We start from the raw sequence: 14938 nt of genomic DNA, 5'->3' as shown, positions 1-14938 counted from the left end.
TGATCACCAAAAAGCAATTCTCATGAGTAATGCTCTGATCAAAAGACTTATGGACTCCCAACAATGCGCTGCACCGGACGGCAATTCCGCTGCGCTCCATAGTGCGATCGCCGTTGTGCTGTAGCTGTAGGGTGCGTTCCCTGATGCAACTCCTACTGCTGCACCGATAGATTTTGGGGAACGCACCATGCTCATTCATTGAAGCAAGTGATTGCCAGCTAACAACGCCTCTGCACAGCAACTGCCGAGAGTCAATCGGTTATGATGCTAGGGTTATCCGCACAGTGAACAGCAATCAGTGAACTGAAAACTCACATCTGATCACTGATAACTGATCACTGACTTCCCAACCCCTGCTATACAATGGTTTTTGACTTGTTTTTTGGAAGGGAACGCTAAACTATGTATTCGATCGATATTACCCTGAAACTCTCGCCCATCCCCATTTCCGTGCAGCGCAAGGAAGAAGCAGCAGCAGACGCTTTGTATCAAACAATTATTAACGCTATGCGATCGCCTAATCCCGAATTATTAGAATTAACCTGCGAAAAACAAACCGATAAAAAGGTGGCGGTTTTGAGCGATCAGATCAGTGCGGTGATTGTGTCACAAAAATCCGGGGCTGCCTCCACTGGTAGAGCACCGGGGTTTGTCGCTTTAGCCACAGAATAGTTCTTGAATCAGTTATCAGTGTGCAGTAACCAGTAATCAGTGACAAGAAAACGGCAACCGCCTACATAACACTTTCCACTCACAACTCAAATCTGATCACTGATAACTGATAAGCTGTTCATCATTTAAATTGCTTGTTGAGACGAGGCAAGAGGCACTCTTGCAAGAGGCAACAGTAAAGGGATTGGAGGAGATTCGGCTGATCATTAAGAATAAGCGGTTTAAATAGGGTTTGCGGCAAAAAGTACGGGCGAAGCATTCGGATAGAAAATCTACGGTTTCATCGATAGGTTATTGCCCGAATGCTTCGCCCCTACAGGACTCGGGCCGATGAAGACGCAAGGTTTGGAAGCACGATTCTCTCAAAATCTTGCACCTGTGGGAGCAAGAAAAGCCACAAAACCCCTATCTTGCCCACATTTCACATTGATTCAGCAAGCCTTAAATAAGTCTTAGCTTAACTGATAACTGATCACTGATCAAATCATAATTCATGACTATAAAAGTAAAAGATCTCTGGTTTAGCTGGCCGAATGGGAAATCAGTATTAAATGGCTGCTCTTTGCAAGTTCCCAGAGGAGAATTTTGGATGTTGTTGGGGACAAATGGCAGCGGTAAATCAACCCTGCTGCGGCTCTTAGCGGGATTATTAAAACCTAGTCGCGGGGAAATAGAGATACCTAACCCCCTCGGTTTTGTTTTTCAAAATCCCGACCATCAGTTAGTGATGCCAACAGTGGGGGCAGATGTGGCTTTTGGGTTGGTATCCGAGGGTTTATCCACGCCGGCAATTCGGGCGCGGGTGCGGGAATCCCTAGGGGCGGTGAATTTATTAGAAATGGAAAAACGACCGATCTATGCTCTCAGTGGCGGACAAAAGCAAAGAATCGCCATTGCGGGGGCTTTAGCTCGTCATTGCGAGGTTTTGCTCTTTGATGAACCCACCGCCCTTTTGGATGGGGATACTCAGTTAGAATTAGTCTCTCAAGTGCAGAAATTGGTCAAAAACCGGGGGATTACGGCCCTTTGGGTGACGCATCGCCTGGAGGAATTGGATTACAGCGATGGGGCATTTTTGTTAGAGGGGGGCAAGGTAACGGATCGGGGAAATCCCCTAGACTTAAAAGCGAGATTATTGGCAAGTGCGGCGGTTGAATCTTAAATTTTTTGTTAATATCATTAGGATGCTGTTTTTTAGAACTGCCCTTAATGCCACACCAATTACTCTCAAAGCCATGGTTAATTCTTCTGATCGTTCCCTTCTGCTGGTTGACGGCTACAACGTCATCGGCGCTTGGCCGTCCCTGAAAAAAATTAGCGATCGCCACGGTCTCGAACCGGCGCGAGACAAGTTAATTGAAACCCTAATCGGTTACACCCACCACCAGGGTTATCAAACCCAAATCGTCTTCGATTCCTACCTTCAAGATACCCCCGGCAGCCAAGAACGCTACACTAACCATTTATCGGTTTATTTTACCGCTCACGCTCAAACCGCCGACACCTATATCGAGAAAACCTGTGCCGATTTTTGGCACGATCGCGCCCCAGCTATCGGACGGATTATCGTCGCTACTTCTGATAATGCCCAAAAAATGACCGTTATGGGTTATGGGGCCCAGTGGATTTCCGCTCAACGTCTCGAAATCGAGGTGGATTTAACCGGTCGTCGTCTGAGACAATCCCAGAGTTCTTCTCAAAGTCCCAAAGGGCGTTTTTTATTCCATTCTCTCGATGCTCAGGTGCAACAGAAATTAGAGAAAATGCGCCACGGAATTAGTTACCAAAAACCTTGACAAATTACCTCAAATATGTATCGACAAAAATCCCCCGTAGAGGCACAGGTAACTAACTGTGTCTCTAGGTTTTTAAAGGTCAGTTGCGGTTCGGGGGATTTTGTTAAAAGCCGGCCGCTCTCAACTACTCGTTTCACAGCTGCAATTCTGCTAAACCTAAATAATAAATTCCCGTGGGTGTCACTTGGAAGCGACAGGGTAAAACCTTGACTCCTTTAGCCACTGCTTGACGCAATAACTGCCCGTATTTAGTATCCTTACTATCCCCCGGAGCAAATCGGTCACAATCACCCCGATTAATAAAGTAGAGCATAATCGCTTCCGCTGCCGGCAATAAAGCCATTAATTCCTGTAAATGCTTCTGTCCTCGCGTGGTGACAGTATCGGGAAAAAGTGCCGTTTCTCCCTGATTCCAAGTGGTATTTTTAACCTCAATATAGGTGAGGGAATTATCCCCATGGCTCAAAAGAAAATCAATTCTACTGCCGTTATTTTGACCGTAGGCCACTTCCGATCGCACTTCGGTGTCATTTTTGACCAAATCGGGAAAAACTCCTGGCAACAGGGCATTTTTCACCACCTGATTAGGAAGATTGGTATTAACTCCCACCCAAGTCTCCCCCAGTTGAATCATCTCCCAGGTATAAGCTAATTTTCGCTTCGGGTTATCACTGCGAGAAAGATAAACCGGTTGACCTTCTACGCATACATCTGTCATCGGTCCGGTATTAGCGCAATGGGCCGTAATTAATTCTCCGTTGTCCAATTGTATATCGGCAAAAAAGCGTTTGTAACGTTTAATTAAAATACCCTTGACAAGAGAAGGGTAAGTGTGAACTAACAAGGGAGTCATCAAATTTCTGCCGAGGAATATAAGGTAAAGAATAGCCTTTTTTTGGGAATCTTAACCTGAAGACAGTAGATAGGGATTTAGGGAGATAGGGAGATGGGGAAATTTCGGCTAAATTCCCCACTACCCCACCACCCCACCACCCAATTCATAATTCATAATTCATAATTCATCGGAAATTTTGGGTCTGAAACCCCGCCGTTCTAGGTTGGCTTTACGTTAGAATTAAAAGGCCAGTCTCGAAAACCAAGTGGACGGCGCAGCACCTTGAAAACTCGGCTTAGGGGGTTCCGACCAGAAAAGCTTGGCCGGGTAAAAAGTCGCGCGCAACAAGTACAAGAAGCTATAGGCGGTCAACATACCGTGGGACACACGGAATCGGGCTTCTGAAATGGGGCGAAAGTCTGTGGACTCTGTGTAAGACAGTACATGGTTTTTTAACTGTGGTATGCGACGGTGGTGGAAGCAGAAACTTAAATCGTGAGGTTTAGGAATCGCCGCACTTTTAGGGCGGCGAGGATGTCAAAATTCCCAACCCCCAACCCCTATTCCCGAAAAACTGATAACCGCTCAGGTACAATAAAACCTTGAGGCTTAATAGACATTGAGATTATGGGTAACACTTTCGGACGACTATTTCGGGTTTCCACTTTTGGAGAATCTCACGGGGGTGGGGTAGGAGTGGTTATCGATGGTTGTCCCCCGCGCTTAGAAATTTCCCAAGAGGAGATTCAAATCGATTTAGACCGTCGCAAACCGGGACAAAGCAGAATCGTGACCCCGCGCCGAGAAAATGACATTTGTGAGATAATTTCGGGCGTTTTTGACGGCAAAACCCTCGGTACACCGATCGCTATTTTAGTGCGGAATCAGGATGCTCGTTCGCAAGATTACAACGAAATGGCCGAGAAATTCCGACCTTCCCATGGGGATGCTACCTACGAAGCAAAATACGGCATTCGCAACTGGAAAGGAGGAGGCAGATCCTCGGCCCGGGAAACCATCGGCCGGGTGGCCGCAGGAGCGATCGCTAAAAAAATCCTTAAATCTGTCTATAATGTCGAGATTATCGGCTATGTGAAGCGAATTAAAGATATTGAGGCAATCATCGACCCCAACACCGTCACCCTCGACGAGGTGGAAAGTAATATGGTGCGTTGTCCCAACGGGGAAACGGCCGCCCAAATGATCGCCCTGATTGACCAAATTCGCCTGAATAAGGACTCGATCGGCGGTGTGGTGGAATGTGTAGCCAGAAATGTGCCGAAAGGTCTAGGAGAACCCGTTTTTGATAAGCTAGAAGCCGATTTAGCTAAGGGGATGATGTCCTTACCCGCGAGCAAGGGATTTGAAATCGGATCGGGATTCGCGGGAACCTTCTTAACCGGCAGCGAACACAATGACGAGTATTTTATCGATGATAACGGGTTAATTCGCACCACTAGCAATCGTTCAGGAGGCATCCAAGGGGGAATCAGTAACGGTGAAAATATTATTATCCGCATCGCTTTTAAACCCACCGCGACTATCGGTAAAGAACAAAAAACCGTGACGCGCACCGGGGAAGAAACCACCCTGGCAGCCAAAGGAAGACACGATCCTTGCGTTTTACCCCGAGCGGTCCCTATGGTAGAAGCGATGATGGCTTTGGTATTATGCGATCATCTGCTCCGTTTTCAGGGACAATGTACGATTAGCGATCGCTTTTTCTAAACCTTTACCTGCGATGAAATTTTTATTCCTTCATGCCAGTTTTCCCGCCCAATTTCGCCATTTAATCACGGTTTTGGCTCAAGACCCCGGAAATCAAGTGATTTTCGGCACTACCAGGCAAGAGGGAGAGATAGCGGGGGTAAAAAAATTTATTTACAAGGAAAGTCGCGCTGTTTCTCCCCAAACCCATCATTATGTCCGTCCCCTCGAAAGTGCGGTTTTGCAAGGTCAAGCGGTTTATGGTGTTTGCCAACAACTGAAAAATCAAGGATTTTATCCCGATATTGTCTATGCACATTCTGGCTGGGGGCCGGGCCTATTTATCAAGGATATTTTCCCGAAAACTAAGTTTTTAGCCTATTTTGAATGGTTTTATCATGCCCATGGTTCCGATGCTGATTTTGATCCGGCGGATCCCCTTAATGCTGATGCCGAGGCCCGGATTAGAATTAAAAATGCCCCGATCCTGATCGATCTGGTCAGTTGCGATCGAGGTTTATCGCCGACTATCTGGCAAAAACAACAATTTCCCCCAGAATTTCACTCGAAACTGACGGTTTTGCACGATGGCATCGATACGGACTATTTCTGTCCCCGTCCCGATGTGCAGTTAGTCATTCCAGAGATAGGTTTAGATTTATCGGGTGTTAAGGAGATTGTCACCTATGCAACCCGGGGAATGGAACCCTATCGCGGTTTTCCCCAATTTATGACGGCTGTTTCCCTAATTTTAGCCCGTCGGCCTAACTGTCATATTGTGATTGTCGGTGAGGATCGGGTCGCTTATGGGAAAACTCTACCGGACGGCAAAACCTATAAACAATTGATGTTAGAAAGCCTTTCTTTGGATTTATCCCGGGTGCATTTTACCGGTTCTCTGCCCTACGGTCAATATAAACAGGTTTTACAGGCATCAGCGGCCCATATCTATCTTACCCGTCCTTTTGTGCTGTCTTGGTCAATGTTAGAGGCCATGGCCATGGGTTGCGTCGTGATTGGTTCCGATACTCCCCCCGTGCGAGAATTAATTACCGATGGGGAAAATGGTTTATTAGTGGATTTCTTTTCTCCTCAACAAATAGCCGATCGCGTGGATGAAGTGTTAGATTATCCCCAGGGTTGGCAAAATCTGCGTTTAAATGCCAGGGAAACTATCAAGCAACGCTACGACCTCAAGCAATGTTTACAGAATCATCTAGATTGGTTATTGAGTTGATGAAATGAGAGCATTTTCAAAAAAATACTGTCTTTTAAAGGATTCATATCGCTATTAAATTCTTTCTCTTACAATCCTAATTCCTTCCCAAGCAGGAATATTACCTGCTCGTCTTTCTTCTAATAATACGGAGGCGATGAAACGGTTAAAAAATTGTTCCCTTTTGATGGAATATTGAGAATTTAATTCTCGGCATTCTGCAACTGTTAAGTTAACCCATAATCTTTAGATAGGCGGAAAAAATCACCATTTTATATTGTTATGTTGATTCAATAATTTTTATCCCTGCTCTAAATTCCCGCAGTGCTTGAGCATGATTTTCTGTATTAATACAGCGCATCAATAAACCTACATCTAAACTCGGTAAAAGCTGCGATTTACTAACAGCTTCATATCCCTCATTTCCTAAACTATAAAACAATAACTCATCATTCATCCAAAACCAAACTTCGGGAATTTGTAAGCGTTTGTATGCTTCCAGTTTATTAATTCCTCCACTACTAACAACCACCTCAATCACTAAATCAGGATGTTTTCTATTGGCTCCCAACTCATAGGATTTATCACCTTCTCTTTTAACCTTTTCAAATTCATTTTCTAAGGTGACAGAACCAGTAGGAGTAAAATCTAATCCCAAAAATTCTAAATAAATTTCTAGTAAAGCACCAATACGTTCTTTGATGGTTTCGTGTTTTTTCCCTGGCATTTTTCTAATCTCCAAAACTCCATCTAAAAAAGATAACCTTAACCCTGGGCGATCGATTAGCTGTTCAACAGCTTTAAATTCTCTCCAGGTTAAGTCACTAATTAAAATTGGTTCTGTTTCTCGTTCGATTAGTGTAGTTATCATAATTTAAACCCAAATTTAGAGCGTGAATTTTGTTGACTATGATATGATATAAAAACAGAGTATCATAAAAAACATCATGCAAGCATACAAACTCAAAGGAAAAATTGATCAATCTGGTAACTTGCTGATTACCGAACCCCTGAATTTACCCCCCGGAAACGTGGAAATTGTAGTCTGGGCAGCCACAGATACCCTTGATAATACCACAACCGCAACCACTGAATCAGCACCAGAAACACCAAAAAGAAAATCTAGGATCAAAGCATTTCAGGGTTTATTTGAAAATGCCCCTGCCATTCCGGCAGACTTTGATCCAGATCAAGCTAAATATGAATATTTAAAGGAGAAATATAACCTGTGAAAATCCTGATAGATACTAATATCATTATTGATAATGCCTTAGAAAGAGAACCTTTTTGGAATGCAAGTGAACAAGTTTTATAACTAATTGAAAAAGGCACAATTGCAGGTTATATTTACGCCTCAACTTTTAGTGATTTGTATTATATTATCCGTAAGGCAAGAGGTCGAGATTGGACGCTTACTTATTTAAAGCAGTTAATTACTTTTTGTCAAATTGCTACAGTAAATCAGGATGCAATTATAATGGCTTTCACAACCAATTTTCAGGATTTTGAAGATTCTATTCAATACTCTACCGCGGTAGTTAATAAATTGGATGCAATTATTACCCGTAATCCTCAAGATTTCCCCATTGTCACACCACGAATTATCACTCCTGAACAATTAATTGCCGAATTAACCAACTCTCATTAGCAAATTTAGTGGTTTTAATAATGTATCGGGAGCATAAAAAATGTCTAAACTTAAAGAGTTCATCTATTACCAAAATTCTATGACTCGCTGGTTTAATATTGCAGGTCCCTGTTCAGACGATATCCACTATATGCTCTCTCCCACAGTCAGATTACCAGATTTAGAGGAGCTAATTCAACAACGTAGTTATTTTGTCCTTCACGCACCACGACAAACAGGGAAAACCACAGCAATGTTATCCCTAGCAAAACAACTGACTGATACTGGAAATTATGCCGCAGTCATGGTGTCAGTGGAAGTAGGAAGTGCATTTAATTATGATCCTACTGCCGCAGAATTGGCAATTTTAGGAACTTGGTATGATACAATTGAGGATAGTTTACCTGAAGAATTACAACCAGCTGCTAAACAATGGCAACAGGAAGAACCAGGAAGCAGAATTAAGGCTTTTTTAAGAGGTTGGGCAAAAGCTATCAATCGTCCCATAGTATTATTTATAGATGAAATTGACTCTTTACAAGACCAAACATTAATTTCTATTTTACGACAGTTAAGAGATGGTTTTCCTAAACGTCCAGAAAATTTTCCCTCGTCAGTAGGATTAATTGGTTTACGAGATGTGAGAGATTATAAAGTAGCATCGGGAGGTAGTGATAGATTAAATACATCCAGTCCTTTTAATATCAAAGTTGCTTCTCTGACTATGAGAAATTTTAATCTCGAAGAAGTGGGATAATTATATCAACAACATACAGCAGCAACTGGACAAATTTTCACATCAGAAGCAATAGAAACAGCTTATGATTTAACCCAAGGACAACCTTGGTTAGTCAATGCTTTAGCTAAAGAAATTGTAGAAAAAATGGTAAAAGATAGAAACATTGCTATTACCAAAGAACACATTTTAACAGCCAAAGAAATATTAATTGCTCGTCAAGATACTCATTTAGATAGTTTAGCGGAAAAACTCAGGAAAAAACGAGTGAAGAATATTATTGAACCAATTTTAGCAGGGCAAACATTACCTGATACTTTAGCAGATGATAGGCAATATTTAATAGATTTAGGATTATTAAGACGTGATCCAATGGGGGGATTAGTTATTTCTAACCCCATATATCGTGAAGTTATTCCCCGCGTTTTAGTCCAAGGAACTCAGGATAGTTTACCTTTAATTAGTCCTAGTTGGTTGACGGCAAAAGGTGAATTAAATATAGATGCTTTATTAACAGCATTTCTCAAATTTTGGCGACAACAGGTCGAACCATTATTAAGTAGTGCTGCTTACCATGAAATTGCCCCCCATATTGTATTAATGGCTTTTTTACATCGTGTGGTTAATGGTGGGGGAGTTTTAGAAAGGGAATATGCAATTGGTAGTGATATAATGGATTTATGTCTGCGTTATAAAGATGTAATTTTAGGGATTGAATTAAAAGTATGGCGGGATAAAAAACGCGATCCGCAAGCTGATGGAATTGAACAATTAGAATCTTATTTAAGACGTTTAGGTTTAGATTTTGGTTGGTTATTTATCTTTGATAGACGGAAAAATGCTTTACCTATGGAGGAGAGATTATCAACTGAGGTGGTGGTGACAGAAAATCAATATAGAATTACTGTGATTAGAGCTTGAGTGTTTCCAAAACTCACTGTTTGCGTTACATTTCATTAACGCACCCTACAGGATTAACTTTTAGAATTTTGCTAAACTAGAAATAGATAGAAAACAAGGAAATATAAAGCTATGACAGTTGCTAATTCATCACTTTCTCAACAATACATACTTGATATTGAACCAGAAGGACGTTTAACTTTACCCCAAGAAATCCAACAAATTCTTAATTTACAATCTGGAGATAGATTAATCTTAACTCTGGAAGATAGCGGCAACCTCCAATTAGTCAGCCTCAAACAACAAGTTAAAAAATTAAGAGGTTTATTAAAAGATAAATCACCTGATAGAAATTTAGTAGATGAACTTATTCAAGAACGCAGACAGGAGTATTTAAGTGAATAAATTTGTGTTAGATGCTGCTGCCTTTTTAGCTTATCTTAGAGATGAACCAGGAGCAGAAATTGTAGAAAATGCCTAATACTTTTTAACAACTGAACATTTGGAACTGCATTCAAACCAGTAATAAGGTAGGTTACATTTGACATTTTACATTGTACTCTTTACTCTTTACTCTTTACTCTTTACTCTTTACTCTTTACTCTTTACTCTTTACCAAAGTTCGGGAATTTGTAAGCGTTTGTATGTTTGTATGCTTCCAGTTTATTAATTCCTCCACTACTAACAACCACCTCAATCACTAAATCAGGATGTTTTCTATTGGCTCCCAACTCATAGGATTTATCACCTTCTCTTTTAACCTTTTCAAATTCATTTTCTAAGGTGACAAAACCAGTAGGAGTAAAATCTAATCCCAAAAATTCTCAATAAATTTCTACTAAAGAAGCATTTTTCTAATCTCCAAAACTCCATCTAAAAAAGATAACCTTAACCCTAGTCGCTCGATTAGCTGTTCAACAGCTTTAAATTCTCTCCAGGTTAAGTCACTAATTAAAATTGGTTCTGCTTCTCGTTCGATGAATGTAGTTATCATAATTTAAACCCAAATTTAGAGAGGGAATTTTTCTCAACATGATATCAGATAAAAGTTGTTAGGGTTAGGAGTCAGTAGTCAGGAGAATTAAGAATGAATAATAATCAATTGAATGGTCTATTTACAGATTTTATGCCATTTAATCCTTATTTTTGAGGTTTTTGAACCCTCAAAAATTAATTATGCAAGAGATATTATCTAAATTATCCTAAATCCGTTGAGTATAGGCTACTTATGAGGAGAGGCACTCATGCAAGAGGCACTCATGCAAAACGGAGAATAAATAATCAGTTTTTAATAACCAGATTTAGTATTACTTGTTAATACTGTACACTTAAAACTCAAATCTGATAACTGATAACTGATAACTGATAACTGTCTTACTCGGCCTTTACCAAACCCTGAGAGCGAATACAGGCCTGTTCCCAGCGACAATCGGGATTAACTTCCACTGGTTTGAGTCGCGCCCAGATTTCGCCTTGAGCATCGGCATAAAAACTATCGATAATAGCGGCAATACGAGTACCAAAAGGTTCGGTAATCAGGACAGAATCGGTCAGATTAAATACTTCACCATTGGCTCCCGTCGCTTTTTCGATGACGGGAATTTCTGCTTTGGGAATTGGTTTTCGGAATAGAGGAGCCGAATCGGAACGGGGACGGAAAGGAGATTTTATCTCGCTACTGACTGATTTTACCGTTTCTGCGGCTGGTTTTTCCTCGATGATTTCTGAAGGGGTTTCCGGGGGTTTGGGGGGTACTGCGGCTCTAGAACCCTTTTTAATAATTTGTAGAGGTTGTAGGGGAGGAGTGGCTTTAATTGGCCCTTCGGGGGGTTCAGGGGTGCTAGGGGTTTTCTTCGGGGGACGTGGCATGATACGACAAGGAAAATAAAAACTATAGAATTATTGAAGCACATCGAGCCACTAACCCGCTCGACCAGTGCTTGTATCAATAGATATCTAGGGTTTGCGGCAAAAAGTTTTTCGTGGGTGTGGGGTGTGGCCCCCCAACCCCCCCGACATCGGGGGGGCTGGGGGGGTGTGGGGTTTTATGGCTGGCACTTTTTGATGGCAAAAAAGTCTAAAAGTCTTACTCAACAAGGTTTTTAGATTTATTCAGCCAACCCTATCTAGGAATTAGTCGATTCCCCTCCCCTCCAACTTATTGAAAAAACTTCTCATTAAGTATTGACAAAAATTCCTAATAAGCTTATGGTTATTTATAGTGTTCTCCTCTTAAGGATCGGCAGTGGAACCGCGCGGCAGTCTCTAACAATGCGGTTCCCATTTTTTTTGGGGAACGATAGAAGGCTTTTAACGTCTCTAAACTTCTAGGTTTCCTCATCCTTTGGCTTTTATGAACGATAATTCCGACCTGTACCTCGATCATCTCACCCATGCGGATACTGTCATTACTGCTGAAATTGTCGAGCATGAGAGTCAATCAACAGATGAGACAGATTGGGCAGCTCTATCCTCTCATTTACGTCAACAAAATCAAGAATTACAAGCGGAGATCTGGCGACGGGAGCAAGCTCTCGGGGAACTGCGATCGCAGTTAGCCGAGCAACATCGTCGCTGGCAAAGTTGCGATACCCTAATCCAGCAGCAAAACGAGGAACTGCAATACGAAAAGCAACAATTACAGCGAGCTTTAGGGGAAATCGAACAGTATCGTCAAGCAGAACAACGGCAACCGATGATTATTGCCAATTTGACCGCAGAATTGACCCGCACGCGTCAACAATTAGCCCGTTTAGAGCGAGAATGTGCCTTAATTCAGGAAAGTTATCAGGAAAAAAGCCAAAAACTGTGCAACTATGACCAGCAATTGCAGGAATTACGCACCCGTCTCCAACGTCAGCAACGCTACACCCTCCAGTATAAAGCGGCCTTGGCCCAGTATTTCCAGCGCGGTAGCGATCGCAATTCTCCCCCGGATTTAGCCATTGTCGCCAAGGCAGCCGCAATCGAGCCTTGGTCTCAGACAGAGAATCAAGAAAGGGATGAGGTGGCTCCCATCGATGAGTTTTTAGCGGAATTAGAGACAATTGAGCCAGTAGAATCCTTAAAGAAGAAAGATAGGGATTGGCCCGCACCTATCATCTCCCCTTCCCCGAAATATTCCTCTTTTCGGGTTGATTTGCCCACTTTTATTAAATATCGCCAAGAAGAAAATAATTCCTGAATAACAGAAAGAGAGCCGGCGACTGTCCATGTTTCGTCTCGGCTCTCTATTCTGGTTCGCTCCTCACACTAATTAAAATTTATCATAAGCTGATGGTTTTGTCCACTAAATTCATAAAAGTTAATATTTTTATAGTTCCGTCATCGGCAGCAGTTGCCATTTTTGACGGAGAAGACGGTTAAGTAGTTTTTGACTGACGCTAATCAGGATTAATCTCGATCTCTGAATTGGGGCCGATTCTCCAATAATGCGACAGTTACGCTCAAAATTGAGCATCGCTTCGCACAAATTCGCAGTTAGGGGATAGAGTTTCTGGCCTTCCCAACAATCACAAACGGTTAAAATTTGCAGGATTAAGGCTATTTCGGCGGGATGATGCCATGATAATAGTTCTGGCTCGGTTAAACTAATTTTTTCCCGATTGAGCAGTTGTAACCAACTAGAATAGCGAGCGTGAGTGTATTGAAATAAAAAGAAAAATTCTCCTCTGGGATGAAGAGGAAGCTGATCGGAGAAAAATTGCTCGATTAAATCGTTTAGTTTCAGTAACCAAAAGGACAAAAATTGCTGATCTAATAATAATTCTAGCCATCCTTCTTTAAGCTGAATTTGCGGAAAAAGGACGATTAAATGGTTAAATATGGTTTGACATTGAGCGGACGTAAAATAATAAAACAGAGGTGAACGATAGAGGATAATATCAGTTTTTGGGCAACGATAGAAAGTTAATTTATGGTTGTTTTCTGGAAAAATATTAATTAATTGTTGTTTTAAACAATGCTCGATCGAGGGATGATTGCAGATAAAATTCATACTCAGAAGGGTAAACGTAGTCGTGCCAAATTAATTGCCATTGGTGAGATGGATACTATGGTCAAAGCAAATTTTTGGCTTAAGATGGATATAGGCGCTCGGATAGTCTTTCTCTTGTCAGAAACTTCAGACTATCTCTAGGGGCTTACCTCTGTCAATCCAGGGGGTTGCACTTCACTTTTGCATGGGTGCTATATCTAATATATTATCGAAGGAGACTATCATGAAAGGGGAGTTTACTGCTATCATTGAAGCGGCAACAGAAGGGGGATACTGGGCGATTTGTCCTGAAATCCCAGGTGCAAATGGTCAAGGAGAAACCATTGAAGAAGCCAAGGAAAGCTTAAAAAATAGGCACTCATGCAAGAGGTAGTTAGCTCTGTGTAATTAATTTTACTTAGGTACTGATAATAAATTGATTCTTTAATTTGAAAAAGGAAAAGCAACAATGTCACAAACTATTCAATTTTATCAAATTTTAGAAATGATTGACAATCTTTCCTGTGATGAACAAGATGATTTAATCAGTATTATTCGACATAGACAAATTGAAAAAAGACGAGAAGAAATCGCCAAGAATATCCATCAAGCGCGTCAAGACTACCAACAAGGGAAAGTCTTTCGGGGAAACATTGATGATATTATCGCAGAATTAAACAATGACTAAATTAATTCTAAGCTCATCCTTTAAACGAGCTTTTAAGATAATCATTAAAAGCCGACCCGATTTAAAAAGCAAAATTGAGGCTAAATTAAGATTACTTGCTGACGATTTAATTATCTTTTCTATAAGTATGCTACAGGTTTTGAAAAATGTTATTACAAGGGTAAACGAGGCATTTTTTGCAGATCAAAATGGTCGGTTTATTCTAGTGTTATCATGAGAGACATTCTAGATTTTGATACGCTTAATCAACAATCAGTTAATTGTGTCTAACTGATATGAGAACTACGATAAATTTAGCTTATGATTTCAAATCTCGCTGAGTCCACCAGCTTAATACTATTATAATTGTCTGGATTTTCAAACTCGAATTTCCATAAATAATATATATTTGATTTCTTAGCAAAAAATAGCTGAGAGGGGGACAAGCGAGCTAGAAGGTAGATAGGGCAAGCGATATCGCTCTTTGTCCTTTGATGTAATCCTTCAACCGATAGCGGCTAATTTGCATTAACTCTTCTATATTTTTTGGGAACATTTGATGTAGCTGGAGCCAATGATAGAGATGTTGACCCACATAAAAACTACTGTGTCTGCGTTGACCTTTATATCTTTTTTCAGGTCTTGTGACATATTTTTGGATTCCCATATCCTTAATTTTTTTACCTTGCAGTGTGGCACTTGTATAGGCGATAGCTATAACAATTATCAGCTTTGATAAGTATTGCGGTGCTAATTGAGAACCTTCTAAGCTATAGCCTCCCGACTTAAAATCTCGGAACATCTCC

General features: G+C 41.2%; 15 protein-coding genes and 4 pseudogenes. 12 read left to right on the top strand and 7 right to left on the bottom strand.

The features are described 5' to 3' along the window. Positions 1 to 402: 402 nt before the first annotated feature. From H6G48_RS00445 to H6G48_RS00435, 3 genes are all read left to right on the top strand, one after another. On the top strand, positions 403 to 672 hold the full coding sequence (locus H6G48_RS00445) for a UPF0367 protein family (RefSeq protein WP_002756830.1): 270 nt from the start codon (positions 403 to 405) through the stop codon (positions 670 to 672). A gap of 493 nt (positions 673 to 1165) precedes the next feature. Further along, positions 1166 to 1834 carry an energy-coupling factor ABC transporter ATP-binding protein gene (locus H6G48_RS00440; protein WP_190717991.1) on the top strand — a complete coding sequence of 223 codons (669 nt, stop codon included), beginning with the start codon at positions 1166 to 1168 and terminating at the stop codon, positions 1832 to 1834. A gap of 22 nt (positions 1835 to 1856) precedes the next feature. After that, the gene (locus tag H6G48_RS00435; RefSeq protein WP_002756828.1) at positions 1857 to 2468 is read left to right on the top strand and encodes an NYN domain-containing protein; all 612 of its coding nucleotides are present in this window, start codon (positions 1857 to 1859) and stop codon (positions 2466 to 2468) included. A 133-nt stretch (positions 2469 to 2601) separates the two neighbouring features. On the opposite strand, the gene sfsA is transcribed toward H6G48_RS00435, so the two are convergent. After that, positions 2602 to 3321 carry a DNA/RNA nuclease SfsA gene (gene sfsA / locus H6G48_RS00430; protein WP_190717988.1) on the bottom strand — a complete coding sequence of 240 codons (720 nt, stop codon included), beginning with the start codon at positions 3319 to 3321 and terminating at the stop codon, positions 2602 to 2604. A 609-nt stretch (positions 3322 to 3930) separates the two neighbouring features. Here sfsA and aroC point away from each other — a divergent pair. Further along, positions 3931 to 5031, top strand: coding sequence for a chorismate synthase (aroC, locus tag H6G48_RS00425; RefSeq protein WP_190717985.1), 1101 nt, complete (start codon positions 3931 to 3933; stop codon positions 5029 to 5031). A 13-nt stretch (positions 5032 to 5044) separates the two neighbouring features. After that, positions 5045 to 6247: a glycosyltransferase family 4 protein gene (locus H6G48_RS00420; RefSeq protein ID WP_190717982.1), complete on the top strand. Its 1203-nt coding sequence runs from the start codon at positions 5045 to 5047 to the stop codon at positions 6245 to 6247. A 259-nt stretch (positions 6248 to 6506) separates the two neighbouring features. Here H6G48_RS00420 and H6G48_RS00415 read toward each other — a convergent pair whose 3' ends face one another. Next, positions 6507 to 7097: a Uma2 family endonuclease gene (locus H6G48_RS00415; protein ID WP_190717979.1), complete on the bottom strand. Its 591-nt coding sequence runs from the start codon at positions 7095 to 7097 to the stop codon at positions 6507 to 6509. Positions 7098 to 7173: 76 nt separating this feature from the next. On the opposite strand from H6G48_RS00415, the gene H6G48_RS00410 reads away from it, so the two are divergent. The 4 genes and pseudogenes from H6G48_RS00410 to H6G48_RS00395 all read left to right on the top strand — a co-directional run bounded on the left by H6G48_RS00410 (position 7174) and on the right by H6G48_RS00395 (position 9894). Beyond that, the gene (locus tag H6G48_RS00410) at positions 7174 to 7458 is read left to right on the top strand and encodes a hypothetical protein (protein WP_147069417.1); all 285 of its coding nucleotides are present in this window, start codon (positions 7174 to 7176) and stop codon (positions 7456 to 7458) included. Then, positions 7455 to 7874 (top strand): annotated as a pseudogene (locus H6G48_RS27020) (type II toxin-antitoxin system VapC family toxin). The gene H6G48_RS00410 and the pseudogene H6G48_RS27020 overlap by 4 nt, the downstream one beginning before the upstream one ends. A gap of 79 nt (positions 7875 to 7953) precedes the next feature. Beyond that, positions 7954 to 9510, top strand: a pseudogene (locus H6G48_RS00400) (AAA-like domain-containing protein). Between the two features lie 111 nt (positions 9511 to 9621). Further along, the gene (locus H6G48_RS00395; RefSeq protein WP_012265179.1) at positions 9622 to 9894 is read left to right on the top strand and encodes an AbrB/MazE/SpoVT family DNA-binding domain-containing protein; all 273 of its coding nucleotides are present in this window, start codon (positions 9622 to 9624) and stop codon (positions 9892 to 9894) included. A gap of 210 nt (positions 9895 to 10104) precedes the next feature. On the opposite strand, the pseudogene H6G48_RS00390 reads toward H6G48_RS00395, so the two are convergent. Then, positions 10105 to 10483, bottom strand: a pseudogene (locus tag H6G48_RS00390) (Uma2 family endonuclease); the annotation flags it as partial. 380 nt (positions 10484 to 10863) lie between these two features. After that, positions 10864 to 11358 carry a hypothetical protein gene (locus H6G48_RS00385; protein ID WP_190717976.1) on the bottom strand — a complete coding sequence of 165 codons (495 nt, stop codon included), beginning with the start codon at positions 11356 to 11358 and terminating at the stop codon, positions 10864 to 10866. A 484-nt stretch (positions 11359 to 11842) separates the two neighbouring features. Here H6G48_RS00385 and H6G48_RS00380 point away from each other — a divergent pair, with 484 nt between their 5' ends. Further along, complete coding sequence (locus H6G48_RS00380; protein ID WP_190717973.1) at positions 11843 to 12673, top strand: hypothetical protein; 831 nt, start codon at positions 11843 to 11845, stop codon at positions 12671 to 12673. A 129-nt stretch (positions 12674 to 12802) separates the two neighbouring features. Here the strand turns inward: H6G48_RS00380 and H6G48_RS00375 are convergent, their stop codons facing one another. Continuing rightward, complete coding sequence (locus H6G48_RS00375; RefSeq protein WP_190717970.1) at positions 12803 to 13486, bottom strand: DALR anticodon-binding domain-containing protein; 684 nt, start codon at positions 13484 to 13486, stop codon at positions 12803 to 12805. 223 nt (positions 13487 to 13709) lie between these two features. On the opposite strand from H6G48_RS00375, the gene H6G48_RS00370 reads away from it, so the two are divergent. Together H6G48_RS00370 and H6G48_RS00365 are read left to right on the top strand one after the other, a co-directional pair. After that, complete coding sequence (locus tag H6G48_RS00370; protein WP_080949758.1) at positions 13710 to 13859, top strand: type II toxin-antitoxin system HicB family antitoxin; 150 nt, start codon at positions 13710 to 13712, stop codon at positions 13857 to 13859. A gap of 75 nt (positions 13860 to 13934) precedes the next feature. Beyond that, positions 13935 to 14153, top strand: coding sequence for a hypothetical protein (locus tag H6G48_RS00365; protein ID WP_147069425.1), 219 nt, complete (start codon positions 13935 to 13937; stop codon positions 14151 to 14153). Positions 14154 to 14446: 293 nt separating this feature from the next. On the opposite strand, the gene H6G48_RS27320 is transcribed toward H6G48_RS00365, so the two are convergent. Both H6G48_RS27320 and H6G48_RS25865 read right to left on the bottom strand, forming a co-directional pair. Next, the gene (locus H6G48_RS27320; protein WP_423202520.1) at positions 14447 to 14578 is read right to left on the bottom strand and encodes a DUF6997 domain-containing protein; all 132 of its coding nucleotides are present in this window, start codon (positions 14576 to 14578) and stop codon (positions 14447 to 14449) included. A 5-nt stretch (positions 14579 to 14583) separates the two neighbouring features. Continuing rightward, positions 14584 to 14938 (bottom strand): annotated as a pseudogene (locus tag H6G48_RS25865) (IS4 family transposase); the annotation flags it as partial.

The organism is Microcystis flos-aquae FACHB-1344, assembly GCF_014698375.1.
Taxonomy (GTDB): Bacteria; Cyanobacteriota; Cyanobacteriia; order Cyanobacteriales; family Microcystaceae; genus Microcystis; species Microcystis aeruginosa.
Note: the sequence above shows the minus strand (reverse complement) of the source record. Positions and strands in the feature narration are given on the sequence as shown.

Excerpts from the sequence above, each read along its gene's own strand:
- H6G48_RS00435 (WP_002756828.1), top strand. The coding sequence starts at position 1,857 with ATGCTGTTTTTTAGAACTGCCCTTAATGCCACACCAATTACTCTCAAA.
- H6G48_RS00440 (WP_190717991.1), top strand. The coding sequence starts at position 1,166 with ATGACTATAAAAGTAAAAGATCTCTGGTTTAGCTGGCCGAATGGGAAA.
- H6G48_RS00445 (WP_002756830.1), top strand. The coding sequence starts at position 403 with ATGTATTCGATCGATATTACCCTGAAACTCTCGCCCATCCCCATTTCC.
- H6G48_RS00385 (WP_190717976.1), bottom strand. The coding sequence starts at position 11,358 with ATGCCACGTCCCCCGAAGAAAACCCCTAGCACCCCTGAACCCCCCGAA.
- H6G48_RS00370 (WP_080949758.1), top strand. The coding sequence starts at position 13,710 with ATGAAAGGGGAGTTTACTGCTATCATTGAAGCGGCAACAGAAGGGGGA.
- sfsA (WP_190717988.1), bottom strand. The coding sequence starts at position 3,321 with ATGACTCCCTTGTTAGTTCACACTTACCCTTCTCTTGTCAAGGGTATT.
- H6G48_RS00415 (WP_190717979.1), bottom strand. The coding sequence starts at position 7,097 with ATGATAACTACACTAATCGAACGAGAAACAGAACCAATTTTAATTAGT.
- aroC (WP_190717985.1), top strand. The coding sequence starts at position 3,931 with ATGGGTAACACTTTCGGACGACTATTTCGGGTTTCCACTTTTGGAGAA.
- H6G48_RS00375 (WP_190717970.1), bottom strand. The coding sequence starts at position 13,486 with ATGAATTTTATCTGCAATCATCCCTCGATCGAGCATTGTTTAAAACAA.
- H6G48_RS00365 (WP_147069425.1), top strand. The coding sequence starts at position 13,935 with ATGTCACAAACTATTCAATTTTATCAAATTTTAGAAATGATTGACAAT.
- H6G48_RS00410 (WP_147069417.1), top strand. The coding sequence starts at position 7,174 with ATGCAAGCATACAAACTCAAAGGAAAAATTGATCAATCTGGTAACTTG.
- H6G48_RS00395 (WP_012265179.1), top strand. The coding sequence starts at position 9,622 with ATGACAGTTGCTAATTCATCACTTTCTCAACAATACATACTTGATATT.
- H6G48_RS00420 (WP_190717982.1), top strand. The coding sequence starts at position 5,045 with ATGAAATTTTTATTCCTTCATGCCAGTTTTCCCGCCCAATTTCGCCAT.
- H6G48_RS00380 (WP_190717973.1), top strand. The coding sequence starts at position 11,843 with ATGAACGATAATTCCGACCTGTACCTCGATCATCTCACCCATGCGGAT.